This is a genomic window from Nonomuraea sp. CA-141351, assembly GCF_050944675.1.
Classification (GTDB): domain Bacteria; phylum Actinomycetota; class Actinomycetes; order Streptosporangiales; family Streptosporangiaceae; genus Nonomuraea.
In genome coordinates this window covers 4,754,436-4,774,819 of record NZ_CP191982.1, presented here as the reverse complement: position 1 = coordinate 4,774,819, position 20,384 = coordinate 4,754,436, and the positions used below count along the sequence as shown (strand labels likewise).

At 72.4% G+C, this 20,384-nt stretch carries 19 protein-coding genes; 8 read left to right on the top strand and 11 right to left on the bottom strand.

The features are described from left to right. Positions 1 to 8: 8 nt before the first annotated feature. From ACQPWU_RS22550 to ACQPWU_RS22515, 8 genes are all read right to left on the bottom strand, one after another. Positions 9 to 269, bottom strand: coding sequence for a monovalent cation/H+ antiporter complex subunit F (locus tag ACQPWU_RS22550; protein ID WP_433443120.1), 261 nt, complete (start codon positions 267 to 269; stop codon positions 9 to 11). Next, complete coding sequence (locus ACQPWU_RS22545; protein ID WP_433443119.1) at positions 266 to 769, bottom strand: Na+/H+ antiporter subunit E; 504 nt, start codon at positions 767 to 769, stop codon at positions 266 to 268. The genes ACQPWU_RS22550 and ACQPWU_RS22545 overlap by 4 nt, the downstream gene beginning before the upstream one ends. Further along, complete coding sequence (locus ACQPWU_RS22540) at positions 766 to 2,316, bottom strand: Na+/H+ antiporter subunit D (RefSeq protein WP_433445267.1); 1,551 nt, start codon at positions 2,314 to 2,316, stop codon at positions 766 to 768. The genes ACQPWU_RS22545 and ACQPWU_RS22540 overlap by 4 nt, the downstream gene beginning before the upstream one ends. A gap of 156 nt (positions 2,317 to 2,472) precedes the next feature. Continuing rightward, the gene (locus tag ACQPWU_RS22535) at positions 2,473 to 3,282 is read right to left on the bottom strand and encodes a Na(+)/H(+) antiporter subunit C (protein WP_433443117.1); all 810 of its coding nucleotides are present in this window, start codon (positions 3,280 to 3,282) and stop codon (positions 2,473 to 2,475) included. Beyond that, positions 3,279 to 6,017: a Na+/H+ antiporter subunit A gene (locus ACQPWU_RS22530; protein ID WP_433443115.1), complete on the bottom strand. Its 2,739-nt coding sequence runs from the start codon at positions 6,015 to 6,017 to the stop codon at positions 3,279 to 3,281. The genes ACQPWU_RS22535 and ACQPWU_RS22530 overlap by 4 nt, the downstream gene beginning before the upstream one ends. A gap of 135 nt (positions 6,018 to 6,152) precedes the next feature. After that, the gene (locus tag ACQPWU_RS22525) at positions 6,153 to 7,529 is read right to left on the bottom strand and encodes an alpha/beta hydrolase (RefSeq protein ID WP_433443114.1); all 1,377 of its coding nucleotides are present in this window, start codon (positions 7,527 to 7,529) and stop codon (positions 6,153 to 6,155) included. 84 nt (positions 7,530 to 7,613) lie between these two features. Then, positions 7,614 to 10,544, bottom strand: coding sequence for an FAD-binding and (Fe-S)-binding domain-containing protein (locus tag ACQPWU_RS22520; RefSeq protein ID WP_433443112.1), 2,931 nt, complete (start codon positions 10,542 to 10,544; stop codon positions 7,614 to 7,616). An 83-nt stretch (positions 10,545 to 10,627) separates the two neighbouring features. Next, entirely contained in the window at positions 10,628 to 11,821 is a 1,194-nt protein-coding gene (locus ACQPWU_RS22515) for an MFS transporter (RefSeq protein ID WP_433443111.1), read from the bottom strand. A gap of 63 nt (positions 11,822 to 11,884) precedes the next feature. Between ACQPWU_RS22515 and ACQPWU_RS22510 the strand changes: the two genes are divergently transcribed. Then, positions 11,885 to 12,862, top strand: coding sequence for a transcriptional regulator (locus ACQPWU_RS22510; RefSeq protein WP_433443109.1), 978 nt, complete (start codon positions 11,885 to 11,887; stop codon positions 12,860 to 12,862). A 40-nt stretch (positions 12,863 to 12,902) separates the two neighbouring features. Further along, a complete protein-coding gene (locus ACQPWU_RS22505) occupies positions 12,903 to 13,445 on the top strand; it encodes an RNA 2'-phosphotransferase (RefSeq protein WP_433443107.1) in 543 nt (180 codons plus the stop codon). Positions 13,446 to 13,454: 9 nt separating this feature from the next. Here the strand turns inward: ACQPWU_RS22505 and ACQPWU_RS22500 are convergent, their stop codons facing one another. After that, positions 13,455 to 14,030: an NADAR family protein gene (locus ACQPWU_RS22500; RefSeq protein WP_433443106.1), complete on the bottom strand. Its 576-nt coding sequence runs from the start codon at positions 14,028 to 14,030 to the stop codon at positions 13,455 to 13,457. A 371-nt stretch (positions 14,031 to 14,401) separates the two neighbouring features. Here ACQPWU_RS22500 and ACQPWU_RS22495 point away from each other — a divergent pair, with 371 nt between their 5' ends. Continuing rightward, a complete protein-coding gene (locus ACQPWU_RS22495; protein WP_433443103.1) occupies positions 14,402 to 14,845 on the top strand; it encodes a CBS domain-containing protein in 444 nt (147 codons plus the stop codon). Between the two features lie 18 nt (positions 14,846 to 14,863). Here the strand turns inward: ACQPWU_RS22495 and ACQPWU_RS22490 are convergent, their stop codons facing one another. Beyond that, positions 14,864 to 15,598: a MerR family transcriptional regulator gene (locus ACQPWU_RS22490; protein WP_433443100.1), complete on the bottom strand. Its 735-nt coding sequence runs from the start codon at positions 15,596 to 15,598 to the stop codon at positions 14,864 to 14,866. 85 nt (positions 15,599 to 15,683) lie between these two features. Between ACQPWU_RS22490 and ACQPWU_RS22485 the strand changes: the two genes are divergently transcribed. The 5 genes from ACQPWU_RS22485 (at position 15,684) to ACQPWU_RS22465 (ending at position 19,616) form a co-directional block, all read left to right on the top strand. Next, complete coding sequence (locus tag ACQPWU_RS22485) at positions 15,684 to 16,280, top strand: TetR/AcrR family transcriptional regulator (RefSeq protein WP_433443097.1); 597 nt, start codon at positions 15,684 to 15,686, stop codon at positions 16,278 to 16,280. A gap of 113 nt (positions 16,281 to 16,393) precedes the next feature. Next, positions 16,394 to 17,824 carry an MFS transporter gene (locus tag ACQPWU_RS22480; RefSeq protein ID WP_433443094.1) on the top strand — a complete coding sequence of 477 codons (1,431 nt, stop codon included), beginning with the start codon at positions 16,394 to 16,396 and terminating at the stop codon, positions 17,822 to 17,824. 189 nt (positions 17,825 to 18,013) lie between these two features. Next, a complete protein-coding gene (locus ACQPWU_RS22475) occupies positions 18,014 to 18,781 on the top strand; it encodes a 2OG-Fe(II) oxygenase (RefSeq protein ID WP_433443091.1) in 768 nt (255 codons plus the stop codon). Positions 18,782 to 18,822: 41 nt separating this feature from the next. After that, positions 18,823 to 19,089: an Ada metal-binding domain-containing protein gene (locus tag ACQPWU_RS22470; protein ID WP_433443088.1), complete on the top strand. Its 267-nt coding sequence runs from the start codon at positions 18,823 to 18,825 to the stop codon at positions 19,087 to 19,089. Next, on the top strand, positions 19,080 to 19,616 hold the full coding sequence (locus ACQPWU_RS22465) for a hypothetical protein (RefSeq protein ID WP_433443086.1): 537 nt from the start codon (positions 19,080 to 19,082) through the stop codon (positions 19,614 to 19,616). The genes ACQPWU_RS22470 and ACQPWU_RS22465 overlap by 10 nt, the downstream gene beginning before the upstream one ends. Here ACQPWU_RS22465 and ACQPWU_RS22460 read toward each other — a convergent pair. Then, a complete protein-coding gene (locus ACQPWU_RS22460; protein ID WP_433443083.1) occupies positions 19,607 to 20,347 on the bottom strand; it encodes a phytanoyl-CoA dioxygenase family protein in 741 nt (246 codons plus the stop codon). The two genes, ACQPWU_RS22465 and ACQPWU_RS22460, sit on opposite strands and share 10 nt — an antisense overlap. Positions 20,348 to 20,384: the final 37 nt, after the last annotated feature.

The window sequence follows — 20,384 nt, the reverse complement described above, 5'->3', positions numbered from 1 at the left end:
CGCCTCCCTCATCGTGACCTCCCCGAGAAGAACCTGGCCAGCGACACGGACCCGACGAACCCCAGCAACGACAGCACCAGCAGGATCGGCAGGTCCGAATAGTCGTCCATGACCACGGCGAACGCCCCGACGACGCACATCGACAGCGAGGTCAGCACGTCGAGCGCCACCGCCCGGTCCAGCATCGTGGGCCCGCGCCCCACCCGGTAGAGCGTGGCGAGCGCCGCGCACCCGAGCAGCCCGAGCGTGACCAGGTACACCACCGTCATGGCAGCTCCTGCCTGTCCCGCCAGGTGCCGAAGGCCGCCACGACACGCGACTCCAGCCCGGCCACGTCCGCACGCACGGCCTCGGTGACGTCACCCGGGCGTCCCAGCACGTGCAGGACCAGCTCGCGCTCCTCGCGGTAGAGCTCCACCACGAGGCTGCCCGGCACGGTCGACAGCGCGATCATGATCATCACGGTCATGGACTCCGACGAGGTGCGCAGCCGTACCCGGACGATCTGGGTGGGCGGCACGCCGGGCCGCACCACCCAGAGCACCACCCGCGCGGTCGAGACGACGAGGTCCCGGCCGAACCAGAGCAGGAAGCCCACCAGCGCCACCGGGTGGATCCTGATGCCCGGGTCGAGGACGGGCAGCGGCAGCAGCGACGTCACCACCAGCCCTGCCGCCAGCCCGCCGAGCACGTTGCCGGCCGTCAGGTCGCCCCACAATGTCACCCACACCACCGCCAGCCAGGCGATCAGCGCCAGCCGGGGCTTCACGGCCGCCTCCCGAGCACGGCCGCGACGTACGGCTCGCGGGCCGTCAGCTCCACGGCCGCCCGGTGCGCCAGCGCCGACAGCGGTCCGGCCAGCACCGTGAACGACAGCCCGATCACGACCAGCGCCGCCACCGCCGCCGGCAGCGCCACCGGGAACGCGGTCGTCGTGACGGTCGGGTCCTCGCCCGTGTACTCCTCGCTCTCCATGACCGTGCCCGCCCGGACGGCCCTCGGGCCGCCCCAGAACGCCTTGGCCCACGTCTTGGCGACGGCGTACAGGGTGAGCAGGCTCGTCACCAGGCCCGCCACCACGAACGTGACGGGCAGGGGCCCGCCGTGGGCCAGACTGGCCTGCACCAGCAGCACCTTGCCGAGGAAGCCCGACATGGGCGGGATTCCTGACAGGTTCATGGCCGGCACGAAGAACAGCACGGCGAGCAGCGGCGCGGTCTTCATCAGGCCGCCCATCCTGGACACCGACGTGGTGCCGGTGCGCTGCTCGACCAGCCCGGTCACCAGGAACAGGCTCGTCTGCACGGTGATGTGGTGGAGCATGTAGAAGATCGCCCCCTCCAGCCCGGCCACCGTGGACAGGCCCACGCCGAACACCATGTACCCCATGTGGCTGACCAGGGTGAACGAGAGCATCCGCTTGAGGTCGGTCTGCGCGACCGCGCCCAGCACGCCCGCCAGCATCGTGGCCAGCGCCGCCCACATGAGCAGCGTGGACACCGGCCCGCCCGGGAACAGCAGGGCCTCGAGCCGGATGATCGAGTAGACGCCGACCTTGGTGAGCAGCCCGGCGAACACGGCCGTCGCCGGGGCGGGCGCGGTGGGATAGGAGTCGGGCAGCCAGGCCGACATGGGGAAGATCGCCGCCTTGATCGCGAAGGCGAGCAGCAGCGTCAGCTCCACCAGCATCGCCACCTCCTCGGGCAGCCTGGCGAACCGCTCGGCGAGCTGCGCCAGCGACAGGGTCCCCGTGGCGGCGTACGTGACGGCCAGCGCGATCAGGAACAACATCGACGAGGCGAGGGCCATCAGTGTGTACGTGGCGCCCGCCCGGATCCTCGACTCGGTGCCGCCGAAGGTGAGCAGCACGTACGAGCCGCTCAACAGCAGCTCGAAGGCCACGAACAGGTTGAACAGATCGCCCGACAGGAACGCGTCCGCCACCCCGGCCACCATGACCAGGAAGGCCGGGTGGAAGATCGCCAGGGGGGCGTCGTGCTCCTGCTCGGCGTAGGCGTTCGCGACCGAGTAGACCATGACGAAGAACGTCACCGCCGACGACACCAGCAGCACCAGCGTGGACAGCCGGTCGGCCACCAGGCAGATGCCGATCGGCGCCGGCCACCCGCCCAGGTCGGTGACCAGCGGTCCGCGCGCCTCGGCCGCGACCAGCAGCAGCGCCGACACGACGACCGAGACGGCCAGGGTCACCAAGCTGATCGCCGACTGCAGCCGGCGCAGCCGTCCCCCGATCGCGAGCTTCACCCCGGCTGCGAGGAGCGGCAGCAGCACGGGTACGCACACCAGGCGCTCCATCACCCGCGCCCCTCGCGGCCGGGCACCCCGTCGTCGGCGGCGCGCTCTCCTTCCCCTCCAAGGGATCGCAACCGCGTGCGGTGGGAGCGCGTCCACCCCGGCGGCCAGGGTTGCGGTCCTTTCGAGGGAAAGGGCGGGATCGGGCGGTCCATGGGGTCAGTCCTCGCCTTCCAGCTCGGGGTCCTGCGCGAGGGCCTGCCGCTCCCGCTCCTCCCTGATGGCCGCCCGCATCTGCCGGCGCGCATCCCGCTGGCGCGCCTTGAGCCTCCTCCGCATCGCCCGCTCCCTGGCCGCCTGCTCCTCCCGCCCCCGCGCGTGCTGCTCCCGGAGCTCCTCGATCCGCTCGAGGTTGTCCATGGCCACCGTGTCGTCCCGGAGCCCGGCCTCCTCGAAGCGCCGATGCATGTCCTCCTCCGACAGCCCCTCCTGGCGGCGGTCGCGCATCCACTGCTCGAGCTCGGTGTGCACCCTGGCGATGCGCCGCTCCATGTCCGCCTCCTGCAGCCGCTCCCGCTCCGCCTGCTCGGCCTCCAGACGGGCCAGCTCGGCCCGCTGTTCGGCGAGCAGCCGCCGGTAGGCGTTCTGCCTGGTGCGTACGGCGTCGCTCAGCTCGCCGCGGCGGGAACGCAGCCGCACGCGCCGGTCCTCGGTGTCGTCCTGGACCTCGTCGCTCCCGCACAGCTGCCACGACCGGTGCACCAGGGCCAGCAGGAACGCGGTCACCCCCAAAGTGATCACGATGGCGGTCAGCACCATGGCCTGCGGCAGCGGGTCGGCGATCCCGCGGGCGCCCACGAAGGGCGGCGCGCCGGCGTCGCCGCCCGCGGTGACGATCAGCAGGTTGACGCCGTTGCCCAGGACGATGACGCCGGCCAGCACGCGTACCAGGCCCCGCTCCAGCAGCAGCGTGACCCCGGTGGCGATCATCGCGCAGCAGGCCAGGAACGGCAGCAGGGTGACGGTCACGCGCTCTCCTCGGCGTCGATCTGCCTGTCCAGCTCGGCGCCGAGGCCACGCAGGATGTCCTGGACCATGCCGGCGACGGACACGTACACGCCGAGGTCGAAGAGCAGCCCCGTGCTCAGGTGCAGGTGGCCGAGCAGCGGCACGGTCATGTCCGTGGCCAGCATGTCCAGGGCCGCCCGCCCGAACAGCAGCCCGGCCAGGGCCGTCCCCGTGGACAGCGTGAGCCCGATGCCCATGAGCACGCCCGCGTGCACCGGGACGGCCACGGCCAGCTCGTTCCGCCCACCCGCCAGGTAGCGAACGGTGATCGCCATCCCGGCCACGATGCCGCCCGCGAACCCGCCGCCGACCGCGCTGTGCCCGATGAACAGCAGGAACACCGACAGCACCAGCACGGTGTGGAACGTCAGCCTGGCCGCCACCTCGAAGGCCAGCGCCCGCTGCCCGCGCGGGAGGGTGGCCGACAACCAGCGCGTTCCCTCGGCGGGTAGGGGCGGGCCCGGCTCGATGTGGTACGACCTGCGCCGCAGGAACACCAGGCTCGTCACGCCCAGGGTCAGCACGACGAGCACCGTGCTCTCGCCCATGGTGTCCCAGGCACGGATGTCGACGATGAGGGCGCTGACGATGTTCCTGGCACCGGCCTGCTCGGCCGCCGCCCCCATGAGAGCGCCGATCGGCTGGGCGGTCCGCGCGCCCATGGCCAGCATGCCCGCGCCCGTGACCACCACGGCCACGGCCAGCCCGAGCCCCATCCTGAACCAGAACGGCAGCCGCCCCCTGATCGGGCCGATCGGCAGCCGCCGCAGCACAAGCGCGAAGACCACCAGGCTCACCGTCTCGGCCAGGAACTGGGTGAGCGCCAGATCGGGCGAGCCGTGGACGAGGAACAGCAGCGCCGTGCCGTACCCGATGAGGCCTACGACGACGCCCAGGAGTATGTACGCGCGGGCGAACAGCGCCAGCGCGGCCGATGCCACGATGAGCAGGGCGACGACGGGCTGCTCGGGACGCTGCCAGGCGACGACGGGCACGTCGAGCCGGGGCGGGCCGCCGGACACGAGGGAGAACACGCCGACGCCGATCACGGCGAGCAGGGTGAGCGTGAGGTAATCGGGCACGGATCCGCGCTGCACGAAGCCGGTGAGCTGGATGGCGAAGCGGTCGAGGCGCCGTACGAGCGACCAGAAGATCTGCCCGGAGTCGAACACGTGCAGCGCCGCCCCTGCCCTGGCCACGGGCTCCCTGGCCAGGAACAGCGCCACCCCGGCAGCCGCCGACATGGCCGACAGCAGGAGCGGCAGGGAGAAGCCGCCCCACAGCACCAGATGCGTGACGTGCCCCTTATCACGAAAAGTCCCGATATATCCGGATAGTTCGTGGCCGTACCAGGGCGCGAACGGCGCCAGCGCCAGGCCGAGCACGGACAGCAGCGCGGCGGGCCCGAACATGGCCGCGGGCGCGCGACGCGTCTCCCGCGCCGCCACCCCCGGCTTGTCCCAGAACGCCCCCCACAGGAACCGCAGCGTGTACGCCACCGTCAACGCCGACCCGGCCACCACGCCCCCCAGCGCGAGCGGCGTGTCCATGAGCGCCTCCAGCGCGGCCTCCTTGCCGGCGAACCCCGCCAGCGGCGGCAGCCCCAGCATCGACGCCCCGGCCAGCACCGCGACCCCGCACACCCATGGCATCGACCGGCCGACCCCGCTGAGCTCGCGCAGGTCACGGGTGCCGGCCATGTGATCGACGATGCCCACCACCAGGAACAGCGCGGCCTTGAACAGCGCGTGCGCCAGCAGCATGGCCGCGCCGGCCAGCGCGGCGCCGCCGTCCCCCGAGCCGAACAGCACCGTGAGCAGGCCGAGCTGGCCGACCGTGCCGTAGGCGAGCAGCCGCTTGAGGTCGGTCTCGCGCAGCGCCCGCCACCCGCCCAGCAGCATCGTGACCACGCCGAGCGGCACGGCGACCGCTCGCCAGGGGGCCACGTCTCCCAGCGCGGGGCCGAGCCTGGCCAGCAGGTACACCCCCGCTTTCACCATGGCGGCCGCGTGCAGGTACGCGGAGACGGGCGTGGGAGCGGCCATGGCGGCCGGCAGCCACGTGCTGAACGGGAAGATCGCCGACTTCGACAGCGCGCCGACCAGGATGAGCACGATGGCGACGGGGCTCACGTGCGGCGGGTGCGCGACGATGTCCGAAATACGGTACGTGCCCGCGGCCTGCCCGAGCAGGACGAACCCGGCCAGCATGGCAAGGCCGCCGGACGTGGTGACCCCCAGGGCCTTCAGCGCCGCCTGCCTGCTCGGCCTGCTCTCGGGGTCGTACCCGATGAGCAGGTAGGAGCAGACGGTGGTCAACTCCCAGAAGACGTACAGAAGGAGCAGGTTGTCGGCGGTCACCAGCCCCAGCATCGAGCCGGCGAAGGCCGACATGAAGACGCCGTAGCGCCCGAGCCCGTCGTCGCCGCGAGGGAAGTAGCGGGCGCTGTAGATCATGACCAGCGCACCCACACCGGTGACCAGCGACATCATGAGCACGGCCAGCGCGTCGACGCGGAAGGCCAGCTCCAGCCCGATCGAGGGCGCCCAGGTCCTGGTCTCCCGCGCGGGCAACCCCAGCACCGTGGCGAGGAAGGCCGCGGCCGGAGGGAGCGCGAGCACGGCCAGTGACGCGCGCCTGACCAGCCAGGGAGCGCAGACCGCCGCCACCGCGTGCAGGACCAGCAGCGACTCCATGGGCTCCTCGGGAGGGCATTTCCGGCTACGTCCGCCAATCTCTCCCGTCAGAGCCCCGCTCCGGCGCAGGCACGGCCAGGGTTGACCCGAACGACACCAGTCCCACACCGTGGTGTGGGACTGGGAACGGCGGGTTCAGGCGCTGGCCGCGCAGGTGCCGGGGCGCGGCGGGGCGACCGTGATCAGGTACCGGTCGATCTGCCTCTCCACGCAGGTCGAGCCGCCGTGGTACGCGGTGTGGCCGTCGGCGTCGTTGGTGAGCAGCACGCCGTTCGACAGCTGGGACGCCAGCGCCTGGGCCAGCTTGTACGGCGTGGCGGGGTCACGGGTGGTGCCCACCACCACGATCGGCGGCGACCCCTGGGCCCGCACCTGCTTGGCGAACCCGGTGCCCTTGACCGGCCAGTACGGGCAGCGCGACTCGGGATGGTCGACGCAGCTGATGGCCATGAGCGCCTCGTACCGATTGTCGTAGCTGCCGTCGGGCCGGCGGCCGTTGTACTGGTCGGCGAGCACCAGCAGGTACGTGCCGTCGCCCTTGAACGCCGCCGCCAGCGCCCGGCGCAGCGCCGGCCACTCGCCCGCCGAGTACAGCGCGCTCATGACGCCGGTGCGCGCGACGGCCTCGCTGACCTGCCGGCCGTCGTAGGTGTTGCGCAGCGGCGCCCGGTCGGCCCGCTTGTACAGCGCATCGAGCTTCTTCCACGCCGCGCCGATCGAGTGCTGCCTGAACGGGCAGCCCTTGGCCTTGAAGCAGTCGCGCAGGAACGACTCCGTCGCCACGCGGAAGCCCAGGGCCTGCGACTGGGCGAACTCGGCGCCCGTCTGGCTCGGGTTCTCCGCGCCGTCGAGCACCATGGCGCGGATCCTCGTGGGGAACAGGTCGGCGTACCTGGCGCCCAGGTAGGTGCCGTACGACCAGCCCAGATACGTCAACCGCGCCTCGCCGAGGGCGGCCCGCATCACGTCCATGTCCCGGGCGGCCTCGCCGGTGCCGACGTGCGCGAGGAACTGCTTGCCCGCGTTGGCCTTGCAGGCACCGGCGAACACCTTGGCCCACTGCTTGGCCTGGTTGACCTCGGTGCTGTTGTCAGGGGTCGGGTCGGTGGCGAAGAGCGCGTCGAGGCCGAGCGTGCCCAGGCAGCGCACGGGAGCCGACCCGCCGACGCCTCGGGGGTCGAAGCTCACCACGTCGAACCGCTGCCGGATGGAGTCGGAGACGATCTCCTTGCTCGCTTTCAAGGAGTCGACGCCGGATATTCCGGGGCCGCCGAAGTTGAGCACGACCGAGCCGATCTTTTTACCGGTGGCCGGCAGCCGGACCAGGCTGATCTTAATCTGCTTGCCGTTGGGCCTCGAATAGTCGAGCGGCACTCTTAATTTGCCGCATTGGTATCCGTTGCCACACGAGGACCAGGCCACCCGCTGCCCGTAATACGCATCGAGCCTGACGGGCCCCGCGGCCCGGGCCGCACCGGAGAAACCGGCGGCGGCGACCAAGCCTGCGATCACAGGCGAAATGATTTTGATTAGACGTCGCATGAATAAAACGTGAATGAAAAACCTTGCGACGCCCTTTAAGGGTGCTGGAATAGATCACTTGCAAGCACCCGGGTGCTGCAGTGATATGGCGAGGAGCTCGGCCAGGTGGCTGGCTCGGCGGCCGGTTCCTGCGGCGGCGATCTGGGTACGGCAGGAGAAGCCGTCGGCCAGGATCGTCTGCTGCGGGCTCGCGGCTCGTACGGCGGGCCAGACGGACTCCTCCGCGCAGGCCACCGACACGTCATAGTGCGAGCGCTCGAATCCGAAATTTCCGGCTAGTCCGCAGCACCCGGCGTTCAGCACCTCCGTGCTGATCCCGAAGCGGTCGAGGACCGCCCGGTCGGCGTCGTACCCCATGATGGCGCTCTGATGGCAGTGCACCTGCGCCACCGCCTCACCGCCGGAGGAGGCCGGGCGCCAGTCGGGCGCCCGCGACTCGAGCAGCTCCGCCAGCGTCAGCGTCCGCTCCGAGAGCAGCCGCGTGTCCGGCGTGTTCAGCAGCTCCGGCCCATCGGCGCGGAACACGGCCGTGCAGCTGGGCTCCAGCCCCACCACCGGCACCCCGGTCTCCGCCCACGGCCGCAGCGCGCGCACGCTGCGGGCGAGCACCCGCCGGGCGGTCGCGAGCTGTCCCGTGGAGATCCAGGTCAGCCCGCAGCACAGCGGCACCGGCGGCACATGCACCTCGAACCCGGCCGCCTCCAGCACGCTCACCGCCGCCTGCCCGATGTGCGGATCGAAGTTGTTGGTGAACGTGTCGGCCCACAGCACGACCTTCCCCCGCGTACCGGGCGGCGACGCGCCCCGCCGCTTGAACCAGTCGGTGAACCGCTCCCTCGCGAATCTGGGCACGTCCCGCTCCGCCGCGATCCCCGCGACGGCCTTCAGCAGCCGCGACAGCCCCGGCGCGTGCGTCAGCGCGTTGACCGCGCCGGGCGCGGCGGAGGCGAGCGCGGACCACAGCGGCAGCCAGCCCAGGGAGTAGTGCTCGCGCGGCCGGAGCCGGTGCCGGTAGTGGTGGGCGAGGAACTCGGCCTTGTACGTGGCCATGTCCACGTTCACCGGACACTCGGACCTGCAGCCCTTGCAGGCCAGGCAGAGGTCGAGCGCGTCACGCACGGCCTTCGACCGCCAGCCGTCCGTGATCAGCTCGCCCCGCACCATCTCCCCCAGCAGCCGGGCCCGCCCGCGCGTGGAGTGCTCCTCCTCGCGCGTCACCCGGTAGCTGGGGCACATCACCCCGCCCTCGAAGGTGTGCTGGCGGCACTTCCCGATGCCGACGCACCTCGTGGCGGCATGCCCGAAGCGCCCGTGGTCCTCCGGATAGTCGAAGAACTTGTGCCGGGGCTCCAGCGGGTAGAAGTGCCGCTGGGCGAGATCCTGGTCGAGGCGGTGCGGGTGGACGATCTTGCCGGGGTTCATCCGGTTCCGTGGGTCGAAGACGGCCTTGAACCGGCCGAACGTCTCCACCACCTCGTCACCGAACATGCGCGGCAGCAGCTCGGCCAGCGCCTGCCCGTCGCCGTGCTCCCCCGACAGGGAGCCGCCGTAGGCGGCCACCAGGTCGGCCGCTTCCTCCGCGAACGCCCGGTAGTTGGCGATCCCGTCGTCAGTGTGCAGGTCGAGCGGGAGCCTGCCGTGCACGCACCCTTGCCCGAAGTGCCCGTAGAGGGCGGAGTCCTGGTAGCCGTGGCGGCGCAGCAGCTCGGCGTAGTCACGCAGGTACTCGCCCAGCCGCTCGGGCGGCACGGCCGCGTCCGACCAGCCCTCGTAGGTCTGCTGCCCGGTCGGCGGGTACGCCTCCACGCCCAGCCCCGATTCGCGCCACCGCCACAGCCGGTCCTCCCTGGCCGGATCGCCGAGGAAGGTGTGCGTCGCGTGCTCGCTCATGTCACGGATCAGCTCGTCGGCCCGCTCGCGCGCCTGGTCCGGCGTGTCCCCGCCGAACTGCACCAGCAGCCAGCCCGCCCCCTCCGGCAGGTCGCGGAGCGCGGGATCCCCGGGATGCTCCTGCTGGGCGAGCCGCTGCATGTTCTCGTCCATGGCCTCCAGCGCGATGGGCCTGTGCCGGGCGACGGCCGGTACGGCGTCCGCGGCGGCGAAGATGTCCTCGAACCCGAGCACCGCCAGCGCCCGCGCGGCGGGCTTCGGCACCACGGCCAGCTCGGCGCGGAGCACGGTGACCAACGTGCCCTCGCTGCCGACGAGGGCGCGGGCCACGTTGAAGCCGTTCTCGGGCAGGAGCTCGTCCAGGTTGTAGCCGGACACGCGCCGCTCCAGCTTGGGGAAGCGGGTGCGCACCAGCTCCATGGTGTCGTCGCGCAGCCGGCGGAGCTGCTGGTAGATCTCGGCCAGCCGCCCGCCCTCGGCCTGGATCCTGGCGTACTCGGCGTCGTCGGTCGGCCCGACCCAGGCGCGGACGCCGTCGTAGGTGAGGATCTCCAGGCGCAGCACCGACTCCGCCATCTTCCCGTACGCCTGCGCGGACGCCCCGCACGAGTCGTTGCCGATCATGCCGCCGATCGTGCACGTCGGATGGCTGGACGGCTTGGGGCCGACCATCAGCCCCTCCCGCGTCAGCACGTGATCGACCGCGTCCACCACCGCCCCGGCCTGCACCGTGACCTTCCTGGCCGCGGGATCCACGGACTCCACCGCGCCGCAGTACTTGGACCAGTCGATCACCACGGCCGCGTTGCAGCACTGCCCGGCCAGGCTGGTGCCGCCGCCCCGTGACAGCACCGGCACGTCGCGGGCCCGGCACGCGGCCACCGCCGCCACCCCGGCGTCGAGGGTGCGGGGCACCACCACGCCGATGGGGACCTGCCGGTAGTTGGAGCCGTCCCGGGCGTATACGGCGCGGCTGCCGGTGTCGAACCGCACCTCGCCGTCCACGGTCTCCTCCAGCCGCCGGCGCAGCGGCTCGACATCGATCTCGCGCGGCCGGTACGGATGCGCGACAGGTGTTCTGACCAGGCTGTCCATGGCCTCGCCCGTACCCTCAGAAGCGGCCTCCAGACACCGGGCAGATCTGAGCGTCGTTGAGCACCTGGGTGAACTTCCGCGGGTCATGCCCGAAGGTGGCGTTGCGGGCGGGCTGCGGCACCTGGCGACGGCTCAGGACGTACCGGAAGGAACACGGTGACGGCGACGGAGGCCGCGGCGAGCACGGCCATGGCCGCCGCGGGCGAGGTCCGCTGCGCGAGCGCGCCCGCGAGGACCGCGGCGACGCCCTGCATGGCGAGCATGCCGGAGGAGTGCAGGCCGAGCGCGTGCCCGCTCAGCTCGTCCGGGGTCAGCTCCATGAGTCGCTGCTGGAGCAGCAGGCTCGCCGCATATCCGGTCGAGGCGATGGTGACGGCCGCCGCCGCGACCGGGGTCGCGGGACTCAGGACGAAGATCAGGTACGGGGCCGCGAGCAGCAGGTGCAGCGGGGTGACGAGCCGTATCCGCCAGGCCGGAGGGACGAATCGCCCGGCCAGCACGTCGCCGGCCAGCATGCCGGCGGCCGCGCAGGCGAAGAGGAGGCCGGCGTGCTGGGGAGCGTACGGGACGAACAGCGACTCACAGCCGACGACCAGCCCGTTCGGCACCCAGAGGGCGAGGTAGACGCGGCGGCGCGGCCTGGACGACCACAGCAGGGCGTTGCTCCGCCAGGTCTCGGCGGGCGAGGGCCGTCCTTCCGCGCGGGGCTGGTGTTTCTTGAGCCAGGCCATGGCGGCGGCCGCCACCAGATACAGGGCGGCGCCGGCCAGCAGCGTGCCGCGCGGCGACAGGGCCGCGACCAGCACGCCGCCGACGGCGAACCCGCCGATCTGCATGGCCCCGGAGGCCATGTTGAGCGCGGAGCGGCCCAGCAGATACCCGCCGCCGGCGAGGATCTCGTTGAGCAGGCCGTACCGGACGCCGCCGCCCAGCGACGCGAGCGCGCCCTGCGCCAGCAGGATCACGAGCACCGCCCACACCGGCAGGCCGGGGATCGACAGGATGGCGGTGCCGAGCGCGAGGACGAGCGCCAGCCCGGTCAGCGCGGCGCGCGGGGGTAACCGGTCGGCGGCCGACAGCAGTGTCGCCGCCCCGGCCAGCTGGGCCAGCGCGGGGCCGAACATCGCCAGCCCGGACAGCAGCGGGTTCCCCGTGGCGGCGTAGACGAGTGTGCCGAGGGCGAGCCCGCTGACCGTCTGGGCCGCCACCTGGGCCGCCGAGGAGACGAACAAGGGTGTGAACTCCGGAGCGACGAACAGCTCCCGGTAAGTGCGCATGGGCCTCGAGTCTCGATGGCGGCGGGGCGGAGCGCTAATGTTTCGCGGGGAGGCGAAACATCGTTGGGTTTCTGGCGGATCAGCGCGGACACGCTCGCGAGCGGGCGCTTCGTCGTCTCGCCGCTGGCGGAGGCCACCGCGGCCCTGAAGACGCTGGAGCGGGGCACGGCCGCGCATCCGGGCGAGCGGACGTGGCTCGACGCCCACCTGCCGGCCTACCGGGCGCGGCTGACGGACGACCCGATCACGGCGCTGCTCGTACGGGCCGCGCTGGGGCGTACATGGAACGCCGACTTCCTCACCCCCACGCCCACCGGCGATGAGTCCTCCTTCGAGGAGGAGCTGACGCGCATCCGCGAGACGCCGCCCGGCCGGGCCCGCGAGGACCTGACCCTGTCGCTCGGCGGCCCGCTCCCGCCCGCCCTGCACCGATCCGACCTGCCCGAACGACTCGCCGATCACATGGAGTGGGTGTGGCGGGAGTCGGTGCTGCCCTACTGGCCGCGGCGCCGCCGCGTCCTCGAGGCCGACGTCGTCGCCCGCACGGCCCGGCTGAGCCGGGGCGGCTGGGCCGCCGCCCTGGACGGCCTGCGCCCCGGGATGCGCTGGCTCGGCGACGGGCGGCTGCGCGTCAACACCTACGACTACCCGCCGCGGGACCTCTCGGGTACGCGGCTGATGTTCGTCCCGGTCACGCCCCGCCAGGCCTGGGCGTCATGGGACGACTCAGACCACCGCTCCGCGGTGGTCTACCCGTGCTCGGGCACGCTCGCCGACACCCCGGCGGGGCCGCCGGAGGCGCTGGGCCGCCTGATGGGCCACGCCCGGGCCGGCGTCCTGGTGCTGCTGGACTCCCCGAAGAGCACGACCCAGCTCGTGGCCCTCACCGGCCAGGGCCTGGGCTCGGTCGGCGGCCACCTGAAGGTGCTGCTGGACGCCCGCCTCGTGGGCCGCAGGCGTTCGGGCCGCTCGGTGCTCTACTACCGGACGGAGGCCGGCGACGTCCTGGTCCTTGCCCAGCCGGACCACCGCGGCCCGTGACGGCGGAAACCGGGTTGACGGGGGCGAGATGATGGCCGTGATGGATGAACGGCGCATGGTGCGCATTTCCAAATACCTGTCCCGGCATCTGCGGCACGACCCGCAGCGCATCGGTCTCACCCTCGACGCCCACGGATGGGTGCCGGTCGACGAGCTGCTGCGCGCCGCCGCGGCGCACGGCTTCCGGATCACGGCCGCGCAGCTGTGGGAGGTCGTCCAGTCCAACGACAAGCGGCGCTACACGATCGAGAACGGCCGGATCCGGGCGAACCAGGGGCACTCGGTGCCGGTCGACCTCGACCTGCCCGCCGTCGAGCCGCCCGAGGTGCTGTATCACGGCACCGTGGGCCGGGTCGCCGGGGCGATCAAGGCCGAGGGCCTGCACCCGATGAACCGGCACCACGTGCACCTGTCGGCCGACCGCCAGACCGCGACCCGCGTGGGCGCCCGGCGGGGTGTCCCGGTGGTGCTGGTGGTGGCCGCCGGCGCCATGCACGCCGACGGGCACGTGTTCCACGTCAGCGCCAACGGGGTGTGGCTGGTCGGCCACGTCCCGCCCGGCTACCTGCGGTTCCCGTCCTGACAGCCCGCCTTAAGCGGGGCCTCCGTCCTGACGGCGGGCGAGGAGGGTGTCGCGGGCGGCCATCAACGCGAAGCCGAGCAGGTTGGCGCCCCGCCACGTCGCCGGGGACGCCGCCCGCTCGTCCGAGGCCGCCAGGCCGATGCCCCACACCCGGTCCACCGGGCTCGCCTCTACCAAGACCCGGCCCGACGTTCCGAGCAGGAACTCCGCCAGCTCCTCGTGCGCCCCGAACTTGGCGACGCTCCCGCGTACCACGATGTCGAAGCGGTGCGCCTCCCAGGTCGCCTCGTCGAAGCCCCGCACCGTCCGGCCGAGCGCCTTGGCCTCGCCCGGGTGACGGGCCGCGAGGACCTTGTCCGCGCTCTCCCCGTCCTCGAACAGCCACGCCTTGTGCGCCATCATGTAGTGCTCGGCCGAGGCGAACGTGTGGCCGTCCTCGGTGAAGTCGACCGGCCACCACTGACTGAGGCAACCGGGGCCGACGCCGCCGTCGCGGGCGGGCTGATGGCCCCAGAAGTACAGGTACTTGAGGCGCCGACCGGTCTGCTCGGCGGAGATGGCCTCGTCCACGGTCATGGGGAGCATGGACCATAGCCTACGAGGCGGCCCTTCCGAGCCGCTCGGAGATTTCGCGCAGCACCGGCACCAGCTCCGGCGGGTCCGGCAGAAGAAGCTCGGGGCGTACCTGCGGCTGCACGGGACCCGGCCGCAGACCATCGCCGCCTCGCTGCACGCATTTACTGGTTCACGGAGACGGCGGGGTCGACGGCGCACACGTAATACGAGCGGTTCAACGACTTCAGCATGTGGGGGCCACGGGAGCGGGGGACCGTGCCCACCGCGGTGGCCGTCTTCCCCGCGGACTACTCGGTGCGGCCGCCGGCCGAGCGGGTGCACCCATGGAGGGATGCGGGGGCGGGAGGGCGGCGAAGTAGGCTGGATCGCGGAGGCCATTGATGCGCGCACGCGATCTCGCCGTCGAGTTCCCGACGGTCACCCTGGACACCCCGGCGCTCGAGGCGGCCAAGCTGCTGGCCGAGCAGGACCTGCCGGGGCTCATCCTGGTCGACCAGGACCGGCGCCCCCTCAGCATCCTGCCCGGCACCCAGGTGCTGCGGCTGGCGGTCCCGGCGTACTGCCAGGACGACCCAGCGCTGGCCCGGGTGGTGGACGAGGCACACGCCGACCTGTTCCTGCGGCGGCTCGGGGGCAGGACGGTGCGGGAGTGCCTGCCCGAGCAGCCGCGGGAGCTTCCGGTGGCCGACATGAAGGCCACCGTGCTGGAGCTGGCAGCGCTGATGGCGCGTACGCGGAGCCCGCTGGTGGGCGTGGTGGACGGGGAGCGGCTGGTCGGGGCGGTCACGTTGCAGTCGCTGCTGGACCACGTGCTGGAGCTCTGAACCAAAGCTCCCCGAGTCTCATGGGCGGGTCGCGAAACCCACCGCGAAGGCGCGTCTGAGGTAGTCCCATGCGGGCGCGCTGAGCAGGCCCTTCGTGGCGGTCTCCGGCCCCGCAGTGTCGATCTTGCGGTAGATGGCCGACATGGCGCTCCTGTCGCCGCCCGCCAGCCCGGCCACGGCCTCCGTCCAGCGGCGGGCGAGCTCCTGGACGGCCGGCTCCGCCGGGTCCGTGCCGCGCTCGGCATGGGCGAGCGCCTCGGCGGCCAGGGCGGCGAGCTGCCGCAGCCGGTCGGCGAGGCCCTCCTGCCCGAGCTCCCGGTGCCGGTCCTCGAACCTGGCGAGCTGTTCCGGTGTGAAGTGCCTGGCCTGCATCATCGCCTCCATTGTCTCGATGAGCTGGTCGATCGACGGCTCCCGGGCCTCGCGCAGCGCCTCGGCGATGCCGGACAGCCTGCGGCGCAGGGCGCGCTGCGCGTCCAGCCGGCGTTCGACCTGTTCGAGCTGGCGCCGGATCATCGCCTGGAGGTCGCCTCCGTCCAGCGATTCCGCGATCTCGCCCAGCGGCAGCCTCAGCTCGCGCAGCGCCAGGATCCGGTAGAGCCTGCGCACGTCGTCATCGGTGTACACGCGGTGGCCGGCGGCCGACCGTTCGACCGGGCACAGCAGCCCGATCTGGTCGAAGTGGCGCAGGGTCCGCACGGTCACGCCCGTGGCGGTGGCGAGCTCGCCGATCTTCCAGCGTCGTCCGTTCACATCGCAAGACGCTAGGCCCTGACGCCGCGTCACCCGCAAGCCCCCGGGGTCCCCGTCGGCGGCGGGGCCGTCGTAGGCTGGTCGCATGGCGAAGACCGCGGCACGGCAGCCCGTACCCACGCGGCGTGCGGACGCCGAGCGCAACATCGCCGCGATCCTCGAGGCGGGGACCCGGCTGCTCAGCGCCGACCCCACGGCCAGCGTGGCCGACATCGCCAAGGCCGCCGGGGTGGGCAGGGTCACCCTGTACGGCCACTTCCCGTCGCGGGAGGCGCTGGTGGACGCGGTGCTCGACCACGCGGTCGGCATGGCGGACGCGGTGCTGGCGGACGAGTCGATCGACACGGCGCCGGCGCCGGAGGCCATGGCGCGGCTGCTGCGGTCGTCCTGGGAGCTCCTCGACCGGCACCGCCGCCTGTTCCTGGCCGCCGACCGGGTGCTGCCCACGGAGCGGATCAGGGAGCACCACGACCGGCCGTTGCAGCGGGTCGAGCGGCTCATCGCGCGCGGGCAGCACGAGGGATACTTCCGCACCGACCTGCCGCTGGCCTGGCTGGTCACGACGTTCTTCTCGATCATCCACAGCGCCGCGCAGGAGCGCGAGACCGGGCGGCTGGCGCCCGAGGAGGTCGAGCCGGTGCTGATCAAGACGATGCTGTCGCTGCTCTCCGAGCCCGCCTGACCACAGTCTCTCCAGGACCACCTGTCCCGGACGCTCATCCCCGATAAACCCTACCCATGTATGGTTCATAGCTGTTAACTTGAACATCACTGTTCGAGTTAAGGAGACTTCGGGTGAGTTCTGACACGGTTCCCGCCAAGGCGCGCACGGGCGGGTGGGGCCTGCTCGTGCTGCTGTGCCTGGCCCAGTTCATGCTGGTCGTCGACATCACGGTGGTGCAGGTGGCGCTGCCGACCATCGGCACGGACCTCGCGCTCGGCCGCGAATCCCTGACCTGGGTGGTGACCACGTACACGCTCTGTTTCGGCGGGCTCATGGTGCTCGGCGGGCGGCTCGCCGACGCGTGGGGCGCCCGCCGCACGCTCATGACGGGGCTGGGGCTGTTCACGGCGGCCTCGCTGGTGTGCGGGCTGTCCGGGAGCAGCGCGATGCTCATCGCGGGGCGGGCGCTCCAGGGCGCCGGCGCGGCGCTGCTCTCCCCCTCAGCCCTGGCCGTGATCACCACCGTCTTCACGGGTGAGCGGCGCGGCCGCGCGCTCGGCGTCTGGGCGGCCGTCGGCGGCACCGGCGCTGCCCTGGGCGTGCTGCTCGGCGGCGTGCTGACCGCGGGACCGGGATGGACGTGGGTGTTCTTCGTCAATGTCCCGATCGGGCTGGCGGTGCTCGCCGCGGTGCCCGCGACGGTGCCGTCCACGCCCGGGCGGAGCGGGCGGCTCGACGTGCCCGGCGCCCTGGTCGTCACGCTCGCGACGGCGCTGCTGATCTACGGTCTGGTGACCGCGGGCGACGCCGGATGGGGAGCGGCGGGCACTTTGCTGCCGCTGGCCGGGGCCGTGCTGCTCTACGCCGTGTTCGTGCTGGTCGAGCGGTCGGCACGGTCCCCGCTGATGCGCGCCGAGACGCTCGCCAGGCGGCCGGTGCTCTCGGGGACGTTCGTCATGCTGATGGCGACGGGGCTGATGCTGGGCCTGTTCTTCCTCAGCTCGCTCTACCTCCAGCACGTGCTGAGGTTCGGCGCGCTGGAGACGGGGCTGCTCTTCCTGCCCGTGGCCGTCGCGATCACGATCGGCGCGCAGCTCGGCGGGCACCTCGTCGGCAGGATCGGCGGGCGGCCGGTGGCGGTGGCGTCCTTCGTGGTGACCGCGGCGGGGGCGGCGCTGATGACACGCATCTCACCCGACGCGAGCGCGTACACCACGGTGCTGCCGGGCTTCGTCCTGGCCGCCCTGGGCATCGGTCCGGCGTTCGTGACGGCCACCACCACGACGATGGCCAACATCCCGCCCGGCGAGAACGGCGTCGCGTCCGGCGTCATCAACACCTTCCACGAGCTCGGCGGCTCGATCGGAGTGGCCGTGGTCTCCACGGTCGCGGCCTCCAGCCTCGCGCCCGGCTCGGCGGCGGGCGTCGCGGGCATCGGGGGGTTCGTCTCGGGGCTCACGCTGTGCGCCGTCGCCGCGGGCGCCGCGGCGCTCGTCGCGCTGTGGCTGGTGCCGCCGGGCAAGCCGGCGACGGCGTTCGTCGGCCACGGTCACGGCCACTGACACTGACACTGACACTGACACTGGCATTGGCACGACGCCCGGCCCCCGCTACGCCCGGCCCTGCGCGCGGGGGATGGGTCCGGGGGCCGAGGCGGCCTGACTGCCCGAGTGTGATGTCCGAAAACGGCCGACGTCGGCGGCCGTCGCGGTGTTGTATCTAGCGACACCAGCGACGAAAGGACCGAGGCGATGACGGTGGCGACGACGCTCTTCGACCTGCCCGGCGACGGCGGCGTCCCGGTCGTCGCGCCTCACGCGGAGCTCCCCGCGCTGCGTGATCTGGACTGGGAGAGCCTGTACGCCCGGCTCAACGAGGACGGCGTGGCACTGACGCCGCCCCTACTGACCCCCGCCCAGTGCGCGGCTCTCATCGACGGCTTCGACGCCCAGGGCCTCTACCGCAGCACGGTCGTGATGCAGCGTCACGACTTCGGCCGCGGCACCTACAAGTACTACGCCGATCCGCTGCCCCCGCTGGTGCGCGCGCTGCGCGAAACCCTCTACCCGCCGATGGCGTGGATGGCCAACCAGTGGGCGCGCCTGCTCGGCGAGCGGACCTTCCCCACCGCCCACGCCGACCTGGTCGCCGAGTGCGCGGCCGCCGGACAGCGGCGACCCACCCCGCTCATCCTGCGGTACGGCGCCGGCGACTACAGCTGCCTGCACCAGGACATCTACGGCGACGTCGTCTTCCCGCTGCAGATCGCGATCATGCTCAACCAGCCGGGCGTCGACTTCACCGGCGGCGAGAACGTGTTCGTCGAGCAGCGACCCCGCTCCCAGTCCAGGGCCATCGTCGTCAAGCCGGGACTCGGCCAAGGAATGATCTTCCCGGTCCGCCACCGGCCGTACCGGAGCACCAGTGGCTACCGCCGGCATGCCATGCGGCACGGCACCAACGCCGTCGAGTCCGGGACCCGCACCGTTCTGGGCGTCATCTTCCACAACGCCCGCTGAGACCCTCCAACACCGCCCGGCCTGCCGGAAGGACCTCCCCGATGTACACGCTGACCGGACCGGACGGCAGGCCGTACCCGAGCCCGTTCCCTGGCGCGCTCGGCGGCCACCGGCGCGGCCGGCTGTACGGGCGCCTGGACTGCCCCTCGGCCCTCCGAGCCATCGCCCGCGGCGGGTACGTCACCGACCGCGTCTTCTTCGCCGACGAGGACACCGCGGTCGCCGCCGGATACCGGCCGTGCGCGGTATGCCTCCCCGAGCAGTACGCGCAATGGAGAAACCACCAAGTGAGGACGACATGGGCCTGAGCACCTCCCGATCACCGCTGGTCCACGCGCCGGCGCGCACCCCGCACCGGCCCGCCGCCCACACCACCGCCGAACTGGACGCGCTGGTGACCATGCTCGCCACGCGGCGGCCCCGCGTCGAAACCATCACCATCGGCCACGCCCGCGACGCCGCCTCGGTCGCCGCCGCCGAGCACCTCGCCAGCACGTGGCAGGCCCGAGGCGGGCACGTGCTGACCGTCGTCCATTGGCCGGAGACCGCGGCCTCCTGGCTCCGGCACGCGCGGCGGTTCGCGGCGGGCGAGCCCGACGCGTGGGTGGTGGCGGGTGCGCCCCTGGGGTGGGCGCAGATGGCCCGCCGTCTGCGTCACAGCACCGGCTGGGACCCGGCGCGAACCTTCGCCTTCGCCTCCGTCGGCACGCCCGAGACGGTGGCCCTGGCCGCTCCAGGCACCCTGGACGGGCTGCGCGGCGCCACAGCCGCCGGCGGCACCTGGCGAGTCACCCGGCATTCCATCCTCTGGGAGGAGCCTTCAGCTCAGGCGTAGCGCGCCGGATCGACCCCGCGCAGCATCATCCCCTGCCCCCGGGAGCGGTGCACGTCGTCGGCGGGCCGGTCCTCGGGGTCGCGGTACTGGATGAGCAGGGTCGTACGGGCCTCCTCCGCCCGGTTGACGCCCGACCCGTGCACGGTGAGATAGCTGAGGAACAGCACGTCCCCCGCCTCCGCCTCGACCGGGACGGCCGACTCCAGCGGCCACTCCGGCAGCGGCAGGTGCCACCCGCCCTCCTCGATGTGCGGCAGCGGCCCGTTGCTGTGGCTCCCCGGCACCACCCGCACGCACCCCTTCTCCTCGGGCGCGTCGTCGAAGTGGAAGATGGCCGCGCCCACGGTGTGGCGGGTGTGCGGGAAGTGGGCGGCGTCCTGGTGCATGGGGAACGGCGAGCCCTTCTCGGCGGGCTTCACGAAGATCTTGGTGTGGTGGAGCTGGACGTTCTCCGAGCCCATCAGGGCCGCCGCCACGCCGGTGAAGCGCGGATCCACCATGAGCCGGGCGAACGCCGCCGAGTAGAACTGCGCGTCGTGGCAGTGCCGCAGCTCGGTCGCGCCCCCGCCGAGCTGCCGCGCGCTCCCCCAGGTCGGGTCCGCCGGGCGCAACCGTGCGAGCACCCCGTGGCACTCCTCCCGGTACGTCCGCGCCTCCCCCTTGCTGAGCAGCCCTTTGACCAGCAGGTAACCGTTGTCCCTGTAGAACCGCACCATCGCTGAATCGGTCATTCGCGCCCTCCCCGCGTACGTGCTCCATCTCAGTGAT